14 protein-coding genes are annotated in these 16,465 nt (G+C 63.9%); 6 read left to right on the plus strand and 8 right to left on the minus strand.

Annotated features, from left to right (window positions below):
- Positions 1 to 6: 6 nt before the first annotated feature.
- The 8 genes from IFT98_RS00950 to arsC all read right to left on the minus strand — a co-directional run bounded on the left by IFT98_RS00950 (position 7) and on the right by arsC (position 6,602).
- Positions 7 to 996 carry an ABC transporter ATP-binding protein gene (locus IFT98_RS00950; protein ID WP_192049720.1) on the minus strand — a complete coding sequence of 330 codons (990 nt, stop codon included), beginning with the start codon at positions 994 to 996 and terminating at the stop codon, positions 7 to 9.
- 1 nt (position 997) lies between these two features.
- Positions 998 to 1,795 carry an ABC transporter permease gene (locus tag IFT98_RS00955; protein WP_122713195.1) on the minus strand — a complete coding sequence of 266 codons (798 nt, stop codon included), beginning with the start codon at positions 1,793 to 1,795 and terminating at the stop codon, positions 998 to 1,000.
- Positions 1,782 to 2,624 carry an ABC transporter permease subunit gene (locus IFT98_RS00960; RefSeq protein WP_192049718.1) on the minus strand — a complete coding sequence of 281 codons (843 nt, stop codon included), beginning with the start codon at positions 2,622 to 2,624 and terminating at the stop codon, positions 1,782 to 1,784. The genes IFT98_RS00955 and IFT98_RS00960 overlap by 14 nt, the downstream gene beginning before the upstream one ends.
- Before the next feature lie 173 nt (positions 2,625 to 2,797).
- On the minus strand, positions 2,798 to 3,862 hold the full coding sequence (locus tag IFT98_RS00965; RefSeq protein ID WP_192049716.1) for an ABC transporter substrate-binding protein: 1,065 nt from the start codon (positions 3,860 to 3,862) through the stop codon (positions 2,798 to 2,800).
- 307 nt (positions 3,863 to 4,169) lie between these two features.
- On the minus strand, positions 4,170 to 4,841 hold the full coding sequence (locus IFT98_RS00970; RefSeq protein ID WP_192049714.1) for a DNA-3-methyladenine glycosylase I: 672 nt from the start codon (positions 4,839 to 4,841) through the stop codon (positions 4,170 to 4,172).
- Positions 4,842 to 4,854: 13 nt separating this feature from the next.
- Positions 4,855 to 5,595, minus strand: a complete 741-nt coding sequence (locus IFT98_RS00975; protein WP_122713191.1) for a type I pantothenate kinase — start codon at positions 5,593 to 5,595, stop codon at positions 4,855 to 4,857.
- Positions 5,596 to 5,646: 51 nt separating this feature from the next.
- Positions 5,647 to 6,252: an NAD(P)H:quinone oxidoreductase gene (wrbA, locus tag IFT98_RS00980; protein ID WP_192049712.1), complete on the minus strand. Its 606-nt coding sequence runs from the start codon at positions 6,250 to 6,252 to the stop codon at positions 5,647 to 5,649.
- A complete protein-coding gene (arsC, locus tag IFT98_RS00985) occupies positions 6,249 to 6,602 on the minus strand; it encodes an arsenate reductase (glutaredoxin) (RefSeq protein ID WP_192049710.1) in 354 nt (117 codons plus the stop codon). Before arsC ends, wrbA begins: the two co-directional genes overlap by 4 nt.
- 102 nt (positions 6,603 to 6,704) lie before the next feature.
- On the opposite strand from arsC, the gene IFT98_RS00990 reads away from it, so the two are divergent.
- The 6 genes from IFT98_RS00990 to IFT98_RS01015 all read left to right on the plus strand — a co-directional run bounded on the left by IFT98_RS00990 (position 6,705) and on the right by IFT98_RS01015 (position 16,438).
- The gene (locus tag IFT98_RS00990) at positions 6,705 to 7,190 is read left to right on the plus strand and encodes a TlpA disulfide reductase family protein (RefSeq protein WP_192049708.1); all 486 of its coding nucleotides are present in this window, start codon (positions 6,705 to 6,707) and stop codon (positions 7,188 to 7,190) included.
- 263 nt (positions 7,191 to 7,453) lie between these two features.
- A complete protein-coding gene (locus tag IFT98_RS00995; RefSeq protein ID WP_192049706.1) occupies positions 7,454 to 11,233 on the plus strand; it encodes a bifunctional nitrate reductase/sulfite reductase flavoprotein subunit alpha in 3,780 nt (1,259 codons plus the stop codon).
- 269 nt (positions 11,234 to 11,502) lie between these two features.
- Entirely contained in the window at positions 11,503 to 14,064 is a 2,562-nt protein-coding gene (nirB, locus tag IFT98_RS01000) for a nitrite reductase large subunit NirB (RefSeq protein ID WP_192049704.1), read from the plus strand.
- Positions 14,064 to 14,426 carry a nitrite reductase small subunit NirD gene (gene nirD, locus IFT98_RS01005; protein WP_192049702.1) on the plus strand — a complete coding sequence of 121 codons (363 nt, stop codon included), beginning with the start codon at positions 14,064 to 14,066 and terminating at the stop codon, positions 14,424 to 14,426. Before nirB ends, nirD begins: the two co-directional genes overlap by 1 nt.
- A 156-nt stretch (positions 14,427 to 14,582) precedes the next feature.
- Entirely contained in the window at positions 14,583 to 15,518 is a 936-nt protein-coding gene (gene pcaQ, locus IFT98_RS01010) for a pca operon transcription factor PcaQ (protein WP_192049700.1), read from the plus strand.
- 158 nt (positions 15,519 to 15,676) lie between these two features.
- Positions 15,677 to 16,438: an FKBP-type peptidyl-prolyl cis-trans isomerase gene (locus IFT98_RS01015; RefSeq protein WP_122713182.1), complete on the plus strand. Its 762-nt coding sequence runs from the start codon at positions 15,677 to 15,679 to the stop codon at positions 16,436 to 16,438.
- Positions 16,439 to 16,465: the final 27 nt, after the last annotated feature.

Raw genomic sequence — 16,465 nt, forward strand, 5'->3', positions numbered from 1 at the left:
AGACGCTCAGGCTACCTCACAAAGTGCGTCGGGCCCAATCGTCAGGGACACCTTGTGGCCGTCGGGCAGCAGGTCGGCGGCGGTGCGGTTGAGCACGTCCACCAGCAACTGCACGCCACGCGCCTGCACCCGGTAGCGGATCACGTTGCCCAGCAGGCTATGGCTGCGGATCTCGCCGTCCAGTACACCGTCAGTCCCCAGCTCGATGGCCTCGGGGCGGATCGCCACGCGGGTGTGGATCGGTCGCTGCAGCAGGGCGCTGGCCTGGGTGGCATCGAGCAGGTTGTAGTTGCCGATGAAACCGGCAGCGAACGCATCGACCGGCGCCGTGTACAGGCTCTGCGCATCCCCGCTCTGGACGATGCGTCCTTTGTTCATCAGGAAGATGCGGTCGCTCATGGTCAGCGCCTCTTCCTGATCATGGGTGACGAAAATCGTGGTCAGGCCGAGTTCGCGCTGGATCTGCCGGATCTGCTCGCGCAGGTGCTTGCGGATGCGTGCATCCAGGGCCGACAGGGGCTCGTCGAGCAGCAACAGGCGCGGGCGGGTGACCAGCGAGCGTGCCAGGGCGACCCGTTGGCACTGGCCGCCGGACAACTGATGGGGATAGCGCCCGGCAAACTCGCCCAGTTCCACCAGCGCCAGGACCTCGGCCACGCGGCGTGAGCTTTCGGCGCCCTTGACCTTTTGCATGCGCAAACCGAACGCGACGTTCTGTTCCACGTTCATGTTGGGAAACAGGGCATAGCTCTGGAAGACCATGCCGATGTCGCGCTTTTGCGGGCCGAGCGGGGCAAGGTTTTGGCCATCGAGCAGGATCGTGCCGGCATTGATCGGGGTGAGCCCGGCAATGGCGCGCAACAAGGTCGACTTGCCGCAGCCCGAGGGCCCGAGCAGGGTGATGAATTCGCCTCGCTCGACCGTGAAGCTGATATCGCTGAATACCTCGGTATTGCCGTAGCGCTTATCCAGTCTTTCGACGCTGACGAAGCTCATATCAGTCTTTGTCCTTGTTCAAGCGATTGGCACCCCAGGTGAGCAGCAACACGAAGAGAAAATAGGAGATCACCAGCGCACTGTTGAAATGGCCGCTGCTGTTGCGCATGTTGTTCAGGTAGACCTGCAGGGTTTCGTAGCGGGTGCCCACCAGCAGATTGGCGAACACGAATTCACCGAACAGGAACGAGAACGAGAGCAGCAGGGCGATCATCAAGCCCTTGCGCAGGTTGGGCAGCACCACCAGAACAGCCGCCTGGAACGTGCTGGCGCCCAGCAGTTGCGCCGCGTCCATCAGGTCGCGCAGGTTGATCGCCTGCAGGTTGTTGGTGATGGCCCGGTACATGAACGGCAGGGCCACGGTGAAATAGCAGCCGATCAGGATCCAGGGTGTGCCGACCATGGCCAGCGGTCCCGAGCCGTACAGGTTCAACAGGCCAACCGAGGACACTACCGGGGGCACGGCGAAGGGCAACAGAATGAGAATGTTCATCAGCGCATCCAGCCGCGGAAAGTGGTAGTGCACCACGAACAGCAGCGGCAGGATCACCAGCACCGACAGCACCAGCGCACCGACGCAGACCACCAGCGACTGACCAAAGGCCTGGAGGAATCGCGGGTCGCCCCACAGCTGCAGGTACCACTTGAAGGTCAGCCCGCTGGGAAGGATCGACGCCGACCAACTGGTGGCGAACGAATACAGCAGGGTGCCGGCCAGCGGCAGCAGCAGAATCAGGAACAGCAGCCAGACCACGGTCTTGTGGTAGAGGCCGGGGGCGTCGAGTTCAGCGCGCGACATGGTAACTCCTGCGCAACAGCCATTGATGGGCCAGGGTGACCAGAGTCATCAGCCCCACCAGAATCATGGCCAGGGCGCTGGCCAGGTTGGGGTCCAGACTGATGTCGCCGGCGACCATGGCGGCGATGCGGATCGGCAGCACGTTGAAATTGCCGGTGGTGAGCGCGTACACCGTGGCGTACGCGCCCAGGGCGTTGGCCAGCAGAATGACGAAGGTGCCCAGCAGTGCCGGCGTCAGCACCGGCAGGCCGATGTGGCGCCAGTAGGCCCAGCCGTTGGCACCGAGCAGGGCAGCGGATTCGCGCCAGTCTTCGCGCAACGCGTCGAAAGCGGGGTAGAGCAGCAGCACGCCCAGCGGGATCTGGAAATAGGTGTAGGTGATGATCAGGCCGGTCTTGGAGTACAGGTTGAAATCGTCGATCAGGCCGCTTTGCTTGAGCATCATGGTGATCGCGCCATTGAAACCCAGCAGGATGATGAAGGCGAACGCCAGCGGTACGCCGGAAAAGTTGCTGGTCATGTTGGCGAAGGCGCTGACGAAATCCCGCAGCCGCGAGTCGACCCGGCGCAGGGAGCAAGCGCCGATGACGGCGATGATGATGCCGAACAGGCTCGACCAGAAGCTGATTTCCAGGCTGAACTGGATGGCCTGGCGATAGAACCGCGAGCCGAAGGCCTTACTGAAGTTGTCCAGGCTCCAACCGGCGTCGGTCTGCACGCTGTGGATGGCCACCCAGGCGAGGGGGGCGATCTGGAAGACGAAAAAGAACAGGGCGAAGGGCACCAGCAGGAGCAGGGCCAGGGTTCTGCCGCGGGTGGGGGTGGTCACTGCTGGAGGGCTCCGGGGTTGCGGGTTTCAGGGATGTCGGCGTTGGCTGCTTCGCGGCCGCTGACCGCTCCTACAGGTGTTGCGGGGTAGCGGAGGGGATCGGTGTTGGCCTCTTAGCGGGCAGAGGGCTCGGGCGCCCGCCCCGCGAAGAAGCCTTCATTGATGCACCGCGATCACTGCATCTCGAAGATCACCTGCTCCTGCCACTGCTGGGGCAGAGCTTTGGAGCTTGCTTCCCAGACATCCGGATGCTTGATTGGCGTGACATGGCGATACTGCTCGGCCGGCAGCAGCTTGGCCGCGACATCATCCGGCAGCTTGATGTGGTCGGCACGGATCGGCCGGGCGTAGCCGCGTGCCAGGTTGATCTGCCCGGCATCGCTGAGGATGTACTCGCGGGCCAGCTTCGCGGCATTCGGGTGCTTGGCGTACTTGTTGATGATGGTGGTGTAGCCGGAAATCACCGACCCGTCCGAAGGAATCAGCACATCGAAGCGTTTCGGATCGATCTGGTCGCGATAGCTCAGGCCATTGAAGTCCCAGACCACACCCACTTCGATTTCGCCTTTTTCCAGGGTCTGGATGGTTGGGTTGGCCAGGGACAGGCGTTTCTGCTTGGCCAGTTCGGTGAACAGTTGCAGACCCGGCGCCAGGTTGCTTTCATCGCCCTTGAAGGCGATCGCTGCCGCCAGCACGCCGTTGGCGGCCTGGGCTGCGGTGCTGACATCCCCGATGGCCACCTTGTACTTGCCGTTCTTCAGGTCTGCCCAGCTCTTGGGGGCATCTTCGGGTTTGACCAGCTGCTTGTTGACGATGAAAGCGATGGTGCCGGTGTAGGCCAGCATCCAGTGGCCATCGGCATCCTTGGCCCAGTCGGGGATCTGCGCCCAGGTGGACGGCTTGTAGGCCTGGGTCACGCCCTGTTTGGTGGCGATGGGGCCGAACGCTGCACCGACATCGCCGATATCGGCACTGGCGTTGTCTTTCTCGGCGGCGAACTTGGCCACTTCTTGCGCCGAGCTCATGTCGGTGTCCATGTGCTTGAGGCCGTACTTGTTGGCCAGGTCGTCCCAGGTGCCCTTCCAGTTGGCCCAGGCGTCGGGCATGCCGACGCTGTTGACCATGCCTTCGGTCTTGGCCGCGGCTTCAAGGGTTTGCAGATCGGTATCTGCGGCCGAGGCCATGTTGCACAACGCGATGCTCGAACCTAACAGTGTGGCCAGGAAAAGCTTTTTCATCCGGTGCTCCTATGGGCGCCTATCGAAACGAGGGGGGCGGTCGACGACTGGATTGATCTGGATTCAGCAATACCCGAGCCAACGTAGGTGACGCGCATGACATTTTGACGTCGAGCACGTCGGCCACAGGCATGCCCAGGGCAGTCGTGCCCTTGGAGGCTAAGCGTAGACGAGATTTGCCGCTTAGATTGGTGCTACGCGAGGGCAGTTGCAACCAGGCATGTACGGGAAAGCCCGTACACGTAGGCAGCCTCTGCGAGGCAGGGCTGCAGGACCGCGAACCGGGCCCTGCAACGAGCTGAAGGCATCAGTGGTTCACGGTAAACGCGAGCATTGCCGACAGTTGGCACATCGGCCGACCGCTTTCGGCATGCCACTGATTGAAGGCCGCCTGGACCGCCGCCTGATCGCGCTTGGAGCTGGGCACCTTGTCGACGATCTCCTGGGCGTTGAGCGCAGCCACCACGTCCCAGCTGGGAATGAAGGTGTCTTTGCCGATCATGCGCAGGAAACGGGGTGCCGACAGCCCGCCCATCTGGTTGCCGTGCTTGGCGATGTACTGCCATAGCCCGGTGATGTCCTCGACCGGCCAGTCGGCGATGAAATTACCGAAACTACCATGCTCCATGGCCACGTCGAGAATCATCTGGGCATTGCGCGGGACGCTCTTGAGCTTGCCGAAATGGCGGATGATGCGCGTGTCCTGCATCAGCCGTTCCAGGCGCTCGGCGCCCATGAGCACGATCTTCTCCGGGTCGAAGCCGAAGAAGACCTCTTCGAAGGCGGGCCATTTCGAGTCGACCAGGCTGTGCTTCAGGCCTGCCCGAAAGACCCGCAGGGCCATGGTCGACAGGTAGCGGTCGGCGCTGATCTTGCGCAGTTGCGCCGCAGACTTGGCCGTCGGCAGACGCGCCTCCAGCGCCTTCTGCGAGCCGAAGCGATTAAGGCAGTATTCGTTCAGCCACTTGTAGTCTTGCATGGAACCGGTGTCCTCAACTGCTGGATGAATGCACGGGCAGGTCGCCTTCGCGCAGCCAGACCTCGTCGATGCGGTGGTCCGGTGCCTTGTGCAGAACCATCTGCGCCCGATCGCGGGTCACCAGGATGTTTTCCGTGAGGTTCTTCAGGTTGACCTCTTCCCACAAATAGTCAGCGCGCGCCTGTGCAGCGTCGCCCGATAGAGTGGTCAGGCTCATGAAGCGTTCCATGTACCAATGACGAATGTCGGCGGTAGGCGCATCCAGATAGATGGAGAAGTCGTGGGCGTGGTCCAGTTGGAGGATGTTGAGCCCCTCCAGAATGAGGATGTCCGGCTGGTCGATCAGGTGGAAGTGCTCGTCGATGTCCTTGATCGCCTGGGAGTACACCGGCACCTGCAAACCGCGCGCACCTTGCCTGAGGTCATGCAGAAACGCCTTCAAGTCGTCGGTACGGTAGCTTTCCGGGAAGCCCTTGCGCGGCATCAACTGACGCTGTTCCAGAATCCGGTTGGGATACAGAAAGCCATCGGTGCTGACCACCTCGACCCGCGGTGCTTCCGGCCAGCCCTCGAACCGCTCCTTGAGCAGCGTCGACAGGGTGCTCTTGCCCACCGCGACGCTGCCGGCGATGGCCACCACGAAGGTGTGCCGATGACCTTGATAGTGCTTGCGGATGTGTTCGCTGATCCAGGCCAGCGGCGACTCTTCGCCGAGCGCCGTGGCGGGGTACTTGGTGTAGGTGTGGATGCTCAAGCGTGACCCGCCATCGTGCGATTCAACCTGCGATTCAACCTGAGATTCAACTTAGCCACGCGGTGTGCTCAACAGTTGTGCGGTCTGGCCCAGACGCTTGCCCAGCGCTCGGCAAAGGGTTTTCTCGTGCTCGTCGAGCACACGCTTGCCATCGGCGCCGGCGTGGTGGCTGGCGCCATAGGGGGTGCCGCCGCCCTGGGTTTCCACCAGTGCCGACTCGCTATAGGGCAGCCCGGTGATGAGCATGCCGTGGTGCAGCAGGGGCAGCAACATCGACAGCAGGGTGGTTTCCTGACCGCCGTGCAGGCTGGCAGTGGAGGTGAACACGCCGGCCGGCTTGCCGACCAGGTCGCCACTGAGCCACAGGCTGCTGGTACCGTCGAGGAAGTACTTGAGCGGCGCGGCCATGTTGCCGAAGCGCGTGGGGCTGCCGAGTGCCAGACCGGCGCAGTTCTTCAGGTCGTCGAGGCTGGCGTATACCGCGCCTTGCTCGGGAATTGACGGTGCCACGGCTTCGCACTCGGTCGAGATCGCCGGCACGCAGCGCAGACGTGCCTCCAGCCCGCTGGATTCGACACCGCGGGCGATCTGTCGGGCCATCTCGGCGGTGGCGCCGTGGCGGCTGTAATAGAGCACCAGGATGTAAGGTGTGTTCACGACAGAATCTCCAGTACGTTTTCCGGTGGCCGGCCGATCACCGCGCGCTCGCCGTTGACCAGAATAGGCCGCTCGATCAGTTTCGGGTGCGCGGCCATGGCGCTCACCAGATCGTCCTCGCCCAATGTCGCGTCGGCCAGGTCCAGGGTCTTGTATTCTTCTTCGCCAGTACGCAACAGGGCACGGGCACTGATGCCCAGCTTGCCCAGCAGGGCTTGCAGGGTAACTGCATCGGGAGGCGTTTCCAGGTAGAGCACGATGACCGGCGCAAGCCCGCGGGCCTGCAGCAATTCCAGCGTCGCGCGCGATTTGGAGCAGCGTGGGTTGTGGTAAAGAGTGAGTTGGGTCATGGGGAAAAGTCGCCTCCGGCAGCCAGTGGCGGGTATTCTAACCACGTGGCGGTATTCGGTCGCCTTTTTCGCATGGCCGCAGGAATAAGGAAGGGTAGACCCATGAACTGGCGTATCAAGACCAACCTCGTGCCGTTGGCAGGGCTGCTGCTGGCTGCGGCACTGCTGGGCGGTTGCGGGGGCGACTACGGGCCCGATCAGCATGGCACGCAGGTCAGCGCCAAGACGCTGGACAAACAATGGCTGGTGGTCAACTACTGGGCCGTTTGGTGCGGACCGTGCCGTCGCGAGATCCCCGAACTCAATGCGCTGTCGCAGAGCCTGGAAGGGCAGGGCGTGCGCGTGCTCGGCGTGAATTTCGACAACCTGCAGGGCGACGATTTGAGTGCCGCCGCCAAGACCCTGGGAATCGACTTCACGGTACTGGCCCAGGATCCGGCACCGCGCTTCGAGCTGCCACGCAGCCAGGCCTTGCCCGTCACCTACCTCATCGATGCCCAAGGCAAGGTGCGCGAACAATTGCTGGGTGAGCAGACCGCCGCCGGCATCCAGGCGCGCCTGACAAGCCTGCAGCGCGGCGAAGGCTGACACGCCGATCGCCCACCGCTGGTGCGACGCGCTCGGTAAAAGTGCATTTTGCGGTTTCCTCTATGGTCCGTTGCACAGGGCAATCTCCTGAATCTCAGCCCTGAAGCGCGCCATTGATTGTGGCGCATGGATTGCAAGCACCCTCGCACACAATGCAATCGATGCCGATTGCCCCCACACGACAACGGTGCCGTGCTGCCCGCTCTGATGAGCGAAGGCAGCCGGCGCCGTTTTTGTTTTGCAGCCAGCAGCGAGGAACGCCGATGACCCGCACTTCTGTCCGTAGCGTGTGCCCGTACTGCGGCGTCGGCTGCGGTATCGTCATGACCGTCGAGAACGATCGGGTGGTCAAGGTCAGCGGTGACAAGCAGCACCCGGCCAACGCTGGGCGTCTGTGCACCAAGGGCAGCACCTGCGCCCAGCCCTTGAGTGATCCGGGCCGGATGCAGCATGCCTACGTGCGCCAGGGCCGCAGCCACGAGCCGGTGCAGTCGAGCATGGACATGGCCATCGCAGACGCCGGTAGCCGTTTGCGGCAGATCCTCGATGAACATGGCTCGGATGCACTTGCCTTCTACGTCTCCGGGCAGATGTCACTGGAAGCCCAGTACCTGGTCAACAAACTGGCCAAGGGCTACGTTCGCACCCGGCACATCGAGTCCAACTCGCGGTTGTGCATGGCCAGTGCGGCCAGCGGCTACAAGCTGTCGTTGGGCGCCGACGGCCCGCCCGGTTCCTATGATGATTTCGATCACGCCGACGTGTTCCTGGTGATCGGCGCGAACATGGCCGATTGTCATCCGATCCTGTTCCTGCGCCTGCTGGACCGGCTCAAGGCGGGAGCCAGGATGATCGTGGTCGACCCGCGGCGCACGGCCACCGCCGACAGGGCCGACCTGTTCCTGCAGATCGAGCCGGGCACCGATCTGGCCTTGCTCAATGGCTTGCTGCACCTGCTGCATGCGAACGACGCTACCGACTCGTCTTTCATCGCAGCGCACACCGAGGGTTGGGACGAAATGCCGGCCTTTCTGGCCGACTACACCCCGGCCCGGGTAGCCGAGATCACCGGCCTCGACGAACAGGCGATCCGGCAGGCCGCGCAGTGGATCGGTGGCGCCGCGAACTGGATGAGTTGCTGGACCATGGGGCTGAACCAGAGCATCCAGGGCACCTGGAACAGCAATGCGCTGTGCAACCTGCACCTGGCAACCGGCGCCATCTGCCGTCCGGGCAGTGGGCCGTTTTCCCTGACCGGCCAGCCCAATGCCATGGGCGGGCGCGAAATGGGCTACATGGGCCCTGGTCTGCCCGGCCAGCGTTCGTTGTTGGTGGCCGCGGACCGGACCCATGTCGAGCGGCTGTGGAACATCCCTTCCGGCAGCCTGCGCAAGGAAGGCAACGCCGGTACCATCGACCTGTTCCGGCAGATGGGCGAGGGCGCGATCAAGGCCTGCTGGATCATCTGCACCAACCCGGTGGCCAGTGTCGCCAACCGCCAGCAAGTGATCGAGGGCTTGCAAGCCGCCGAACTGGTGATCACCCAGGACGCGTTTCTCGATACCGAAACCAACCGCTACGCCGACGTTCTGCTGCCGGCCGCACTGTGGGCCGAGGCGGAAGGGGTGATGATCAACTCCGAGCGCAACATGACCTTGATGCCCAAGGCCGTGAACGCACCGGGGCAGGCCTTGGCCGACTGGCAGATCATCGCCCGCGTGGCCTGCGCCATGGGCTTCACCGAAGGCTTCGACTACGCCAGCGCCGAGCAGGTCTACCAGGAGCTGCAACGGTTCGACAACCCGCAGAGCGGCTACGACATCCGTGGCGCAGGCTATGCGCAACTGCGCCAGCAGCCATGGCAATGGCCCTCTGCGCCTGGCCAGGACGATCCGCGCAGCCCGATTCGCTACCTGACCGACGCCGGGCCGCGTTTTCCGACCGCCAGCGGCCGCGGTCGCTTTTTCGCCCGTCCACACCTGCCGCCCGCCGACCTGCCCGACGGACAGTTCGCAATGGTGCTCAACACCGGTCGTCTGCAGCACCAGTGGCATACTCTGACCAAGACCGGCAAGGTCGCTGCGTTGAACAAGCTCGATCCTGGCCCGTTCATCGAGATTCACCCCGACGATGCCGAGCGTCTGGGCATCGGCGAGGCCGATCAAGTGCAGGTCCGCTCGCGGCGCGGCCAGGCGGTATTGCCGGCACGCATCAGCGACCGAGTGCGGCCAGGCAACTGCTTCGTGCCATTTCACTGGAACGATGTGTACGGCAGCGACCTGGCCATCAATGCGTTGACCAGCGACGCTGCCGATCCACTGTCGCAACAGCCGGCGTTCAAGTATGCCGCCGTGGCCCTGCAACGGGTCGGCTCGCCGAAGATCAGCTTGCACAACCTCGATCCAGAGCGGGCTCACGCCGTTGCGCCGCTCACCGGACAAGCGGGGACCCTGGTGCTCTGGGCCTCGCAGACCGGCAACGCGCAGGCCATCGCCGAGCGCTGCGCGCAGACCCTGCGCGAACGCGGTGCCCTGGTACTGCTGCGCGGCATGGACGCGATCACCCCCGCCGACCTGTTGGCCGCGCGCGACGTATTGCTGGTGACCAGTACCTTCGGCGACGGCGACGCACCGGACAACGCCGTAGGCCTGTGGGCGCAGCTGCAGGCCGAGCGGATCGAGCGCTGCTCGGGCCTGCGCTACGCTGTGCTGGCTCTGGGCGATTCAAGTTACGGACAGTTCTGTGGCTTCGCCCGCAAGCTGGACGAACGCCTGCACCAACTGGGCGGGCAGCGCCTGCTTGCCCGTGTCGAGTGCGAACCCGACGATCAGGAACTCGCCGAGCAGTGGACGCAGGACGTCGGCCTTTTGCTTGCTGGCGCAGCAACTGGCAGCACGCCTGCGTTGGCGACTCAGGACCCGCCGCTGTACACCCGCAAGCGGCCATGGCTCGCGCGGGTCCTGCACAATCAAGTGCTCAATGCGGCAGGTACCGAGAAGGAAGTTCGCCATGTGGTGTTCGACCTCAAGGACAGCGGACTGGTGTACGAGGCGGGCGATGCGCTCGGGGTATGGCCGAGCAACTGCATGAGCCTGGTCGAAGAACTGCTGGCTTGCCTGGGCCTGGACAGCAGCGAGCGGGTGATGCTCAAGGGGCAGGGCGAACAGCCGCTGGCAGTGGCGCTGCACAAGCATCTGGACATCACTCGTATCACCCCGCAGTGGCTGGCGTTCATTGGCCAGCGCTGCGCCGATCCGCTGCTGGCCACGCTGCTCGCGCCGGAGCGCGCCGGCGAGTTGCAGCAATGGCTGTGGGGTCGGCAACTGATCGACCTGCTCGAAGCCTTTCCCATCACGCTCACCACGCCGGAACTGCTCGGCTTGCTCAAGCCACTGCAGCCGCGGCTGTATTCCATCAGTTCGAGTGCCCGCACCGACCCGCGGCAGGTGCACATCACCCTGTCAACGGTGCGCTATCACTGCAACGAGCGCGTGCGCAGCGGGGTGTGTTCGGGTTTTCTGGCGGATCGCTCGGCGGCCGCGCTGGTACCGATCTTCGTGCACAAGGCCAGCGGGTTTCGCGTACCCAGCCAAGCCGACACGCCGATGATCATGGTCGGGCCGGGGACGGGCATAGCGCCGTTTCGCGCCTTCCTCCACGAACGGCAGGCGCTCGGCCACAGCGGACGCAATTGGCTGCTGTTCGGCGAGCAGCGCGAGCTCAGCGACTTCTACTACCGCGACGAGCTGCACGCCTGGCTGCGCAGCGGCCATCTGCACCGGCTGGACACAGCGTTCTCCAGGGATCAGGCGGAAAAGATCTACGTGCAGGACCGCCTTCGCCAGCAGGGTGCCCAGGTCTGGCAATGGTTGCAGCAAGGTGGCCATTTCTATGTGTGCGGGGATGCCAGCCGGATGGCCAAGGATGTCGATGCGGTGCTGCGGCAGGTAGTGGCCGAGCACGGCGGCATGAGCGAGGTACAGACCGAGGCTTATATGGCGCAGCTCAGTCGCGACAAGCGCTACGTGCGGGATGTGTACTGAAACGGTGCGGTGTGCACTGGGATGGGTCTTGTTGTCAGTGAGGGCTTCTTCGCGGCGAGCCCTCTGCCCGCGGAAAGGCCCTGCCTGACACACACCAAACCACCCTGGCACGCAATCTGCTTTCACCTTGGCCAAGTCCCGGTGATCAACGACGATCACCCCACCGGACAACCTCAATTCGACCATCAGGCAAAGGCGCCTGGGGGATTCGCTCCAGGCGTTTTTTTTTGCCCGATGGTCAAGGCACCGTGACCCGCTTGGAGATACCTATGAATGCGCTCGTGAACCTCAGGCCCCGGCAGAAGCTCATCGTTATCGGCAACGGCATGGTGGGTCATCATTGCGTCGAGCAACTGATCGAGCGCAGCGCGATCGATCGCTACGAGATCCATGTCTTCGGCGAAGAGCGCCAGCGCGCCTACGATCGGGTGCACCTGTCTGAATACTTCGGCGGCTCGTGCGCCGAAACCTTGGCCCTGGGCGACGCCCAGCTGTATTGCATGCACGGTGTCACCCTGCACCTGGGGCAGCCGGTACTCGAGATCGATCGCCAGGCCCGCGAAGTGGTCACCGCCACTGGGCGGCATGGCTACGATGTGCTGGTACTGGCCACCGGCTCGTTCCCCTTCGTGCCGCCGATCCCAGGTTGCGAAGGCAGCGCAAGGCTGGTCTATCGCACCCTGGATGATCTGGACGCCATTCGCGCAGCGGCAGCCGGTGCGCGTCGTGGTGTGGTGGTCGGCGGCGGGCTGCTCGGCCTGGAAGCGGCGAATGCCTTGAAGTCGCTCGGCCTGGAAGCTCATGTAGTCGAATTCGCTCCGCGTCTGATGCCTGTGCAACTGGACGTCGACGGCGGCGCTGCCTTGCGTGCGCGCATCGAAGCGCTGGGTGTGGGCGTGCACACCTCCCGTGCCACGCAGAACGTCGAGGCTGGCGAGACCCATCGCTACCGGATGAACTTCGACGGCGACGAGTTTCTGGAAACCGACCTGATCGTGTTCTCCGCCGGCATTCGTCCCCAGGATGCGCTGGGCCGCGCCTGCGGGCTGGAGATCGCCGCCCGCGGCGGCATCGTCATCGACCCGCACTGCCGCAGCAGCGACCCGGCGGTGTATGCGATCGGCGAATGCGCTTCGTGGAACGGCAGCGTCTTCGGCCTGGTGGCCCCGGGCTACAGCATGGCCCGCAACGTCGCCTGTGAGCTGGCCGGGGAGGCGCCGGTCGCGTTCAGCGGCGCCGACATGTCGACCAAACTCAAGCTGCTGGGTGTCGACGTCGGCTCCATCGGTGATGCCCATGCCACTACGCCGGGCGCCAAGAGCTACCGTTTCATCGACGAGGCCAACGCCAGCTACCGTCGCCTGGTGGTGGACGCCAGCGGCAAGCAGGTGCTGGGCGCTGTACTGGTCGGCGACAACAGTTACTACGACACCCTGCTGCAATACGCCCAGAACGGCATCGCCCTGCCGGCCGATCCTTCGACGCTGATCCTGCCGTTGTCCGACGGTGCACCGACCCTGGGCGCCGATGCGCTGCCGGACACCGCCATGATCTGCTCCTGCCACAACGTCAGCAAAGGCGCGATCTGTTCCGCCATCGACGGTGGCTGTGGCGACCTGTCGGCGCTCAAGTCGCAGACCAAGGCCTGCACCGGTTGCGGCGGCTGCGCCGCGCTGCTCAAGCAAGTGTTCGAGCACGAGCTGATTGCCCGCGGCGTCAGCGTCGACAAGAGCCTGTGCGAACACTTCGCCTACACCCGCGCCGAGCTCTATGCCCTGGCCCGTGTCGAGGGCATCGCCAGCTTCGAGGACATGCTTGCCCGCCACGGCCGCGGCGCAGTGGGGTGCGACGTGTGCAAGCCCACCGTCGGCAACATCCTCGCCTCCTGCTGGAACCAGCCGATCATGGACCCCTCGCTGGTGCCGCTGCAGGACACCAACGACACGTTCATGGCCAACATGCAGAAGAACGGCACCTATTCGGTGGTACCGCGCATTCCAGGCGGTGAGATTACCCCGGACAAGCTGATCGCCATCGGCGTGGTGGCGAAGAAGTACGATCTGTACACCAAGATCACCGGTGGCCAGCGCATCGACCTGTTCGGCGCCCAGTTGCACGAGTTGCCGGAGATCTGGAGCGAATTGATCGAAGCCGGCTTCGAGACCGGTCATGCCTACGGCAAGTCGACCCGCACCGTGAAATCCTGCGTGGGCAGTACCTGGTGCCGCTACGGCGTGCAGGACAGCGTGGCCATGGCCCTGCGCATCGAGGATCGCTACAAGGGCCTGCGTTCGCCGCACAAGCTCAAGTTCGCCGTCTCCGGCTGCACCCGCGAGTGCGCCGAGGCGCAGAGCAAGGACATTGGTGTGATTGCCACCGAGAAGGGCTGGAACCTGTATGTTTGCGGCAACGGCGGCATGCGTCCGCGGCACGCCGAGCTGTTCGCCACCGACTTGGACGATGAACAGTTGATCCGCTACATCGACCGTATCCTGATGTTCTACATCCGTACCGCCGACAAGCTGCAGCGCACCTCGGTGTGGCGCGAAAACCTCGAGGGCGGGCTGGAGTTTCTCAAGCAGGTCGTGCTGGAGGACAGCCTGGCCCTGGGCGCCGAACTCGAAGCGCAGATGCAACGGGTGGTCGATCACTATGAATGCGAATGGGCCAATGCCCTGAAGGATCCGGAAAAGCTCAAGCGCTTCCGCACCTTCGTCAACGACAAGCGTGCGGACCCCGGTGTGCAGTTCGTCAAGGAACGTGGCCAGCGCCGCCCGGCGCAGGCGGGCGATGTGGTCACGTTGATCCCGGTGATGGAGGAGGTGTTGTGATGCAGGCGGCCAAGGCGGTGCAGGCGATGGACTGGCAAACAGTGTGCGATCGAGCGGACTTGATCGCCAATTCTGGTGTAGTGGTATGGCTGGACGGCGACCAGGTGGCAGTCTTCTACCTCCCCGACGCGGGCGAGGGCAGGGTGCTGCACGCCATCGACAACCACGACCCGCGCTCGGGCGCCAATGTGCTGGGGCGTGGCATCGTCGGGTACCTGCAGGGCGAGCTGGTGGTGGCTGCGCCGCTGTACAAGCAGCATTACTGTTTCAGCGACGGGCGCTGCCTGGAGGCGCCGGATCAAGGCATCAGGGTGTGGCCGGTGCGCTTCAACGGGGATCAGGTGGAGATTGGCAGGGTCTAGGGTGGTCTTGCGGGCCTCTTCGCGGGCAGAGGGCTCGCCGCCCGCCCCGCTCCCACAAGTTCAAATGAAACTCTGACTATGTGGGAGCGGGCTCTGCCCGCGAAGAGGCCCTCGCTGCCGAAGCAAACCCCATGGCTCAATGCTACGATTGGCGCCATGAACCTCGACAGCCGTATCAAATTCCGCCATTTGCTGTGCTTTCTCGAAATTGCCCGCCAGGGCAGCTTCGCCAAGGCCGCCGATGGCTTGTCCATCAGCCAGCCGGCGATTTCCAAGACGCTCAAGGAACTCGAAGACCTGCTGCAGACACGCCTGTTCGAACGCGACAAGAGCGGGGTCGAGCTGACCGCCGCCGGCGTGCGCTTCATGCGCTATGCCGGGCCTTGCGTGCAGGCCTTGCGCGATGGCGTCAGCAGTCTGCGCGGCGAGCCTGACGAAGCCCCGCAAGTGCGCATCGGCGTGCTGTCGACCGTGGAAAGCCAGCTGTTGCCTGAAGTACTCTGCCGCCTGCACGAACGCCACGCCGCATTGGTGGTCAGCGTGGCGACCGGGCCGGGGGCCTACCTGCTGGCGCAACTGCACGTCGGCGAGCTGGACCTGGTGATCGGCCGCATGACCGATAGCCCGCAGATCCAGGGCCTGTCGTTCGAACACCTGTACAGCGAATCCATGACGCTCGTGGTGCGTCCGGCGCATCCGCTGCTGGAAATGCGCCCGCTGAGCGCCGCGCAGGTCGGCCGTTACCCATGGGTGTTGCCGCTGGCCGGTACCACCATCCGCAAGCATGCGGACAGTTTGTTCGTGCAGTGCGCCATCACGCCCTCGGCGCAACGTCTGGAAACGCTTTCACCGACCCTCAGTCGACGCTACGTCGCCAGCAGTGACGCCATCTGGGTGGCCCCGCGCGATGCGGTGCAGCGCGATATCGTCACCGGCCAACTGTGCGAGCTCGATCTGGGCGTGCACGAGCCGGGTGGTTCGGTCGGCATTTGTCGCAACGCCGCGTTGCCGCTGGCGTTGCCGGCCCAGTGGCTGTGTGAAGTGGTGCGTGAAGTGGCTGCGCACTACGGGCAGGCACCCAGCACTGCGTGACACATGTTTCATCCAGCCGCTGCCGAGCCACTTTCCTTTTGCTGGCCTGAACTTATCGTCTTTTTGCCTCTCTCATGCCGGTAGCCATTGGTCGTGGCCGCCTGATAAGCTCGCGGCCTCATTCGATTGCCCTTATGGCGCATGAACAAGGAAATAGCATGAAACAGCATCGGTTGGCGGCGGCAGTTGCCTTGGTCACCCTGGTCCTCGCAGGTTGCGATTCCCAGACCAGCGTCGAGCTCAAAACCCCGGCGCAGAAAGCTTCCTATGGTATCGGCCTGAACATGGGCAAGAGCCTGGCTCAGGAAGGTATGGACGATCTCGATTCCAAGGCCGTTGCCTTGGGTATCGAAGACGCCGTCGGCAAGAAAGAGCAGAAGATCAAGGACGACGACCTGGTCGCAGCCTTTGCCGACCTGCAGAAACGCGCCGAAGAACGCATGACCAAGATGAACGCCGAAGCGCAGACCGCCGGCAAGAAGTTCCTCGAGGACAACGCCAAGAAAGACGGCGTCGTCACCACCGCATCCGGCCTGCAGTACCAGGTCATCAAGAAAGCCGAGGGCGCCCAGCCCAAGCCGACCGATGTGGTCACCGTCCACTACGAAGGCAAGCTGATCGACGGCAAGGTCTTCGACAGCTCCATCGAGCGCGGCGCGCCTATCGATCTGCCGGTCAGCGGCGTGATCCCCGGTTGGGTCGAAGGCTTGCAACTGATGCACGTGGGCGAGAAGGTCAAGCTGTTCATCCCGGCTGACCTGGCCTACGGCGCCCAGAGCCCGAGCCCGACCATTCCAGCCAACTCGGTGCTGGTGTTCGACCTGGAGCTGATCGCTATCAAGGACGCTGCCAAGGCTGCCGCTGACGCTGCGGCCGAAACCGACGACGCTGAAGTCGAAGAAGCCGCTCCCGCCAAGTAACCCGCTGAGTTGCCCTGAACGCCCCGC

Origin of the sequence: Pseudomonas sp. CFBP 8770, assembly GCF_014841705.1 — a bacterium.
Classification (GTDB): Bacteria; Pseudomonadota; Gammaproteobacteria; order Pseudomonadales; family Pseudomonadaceae; genus Aquipseudomonas.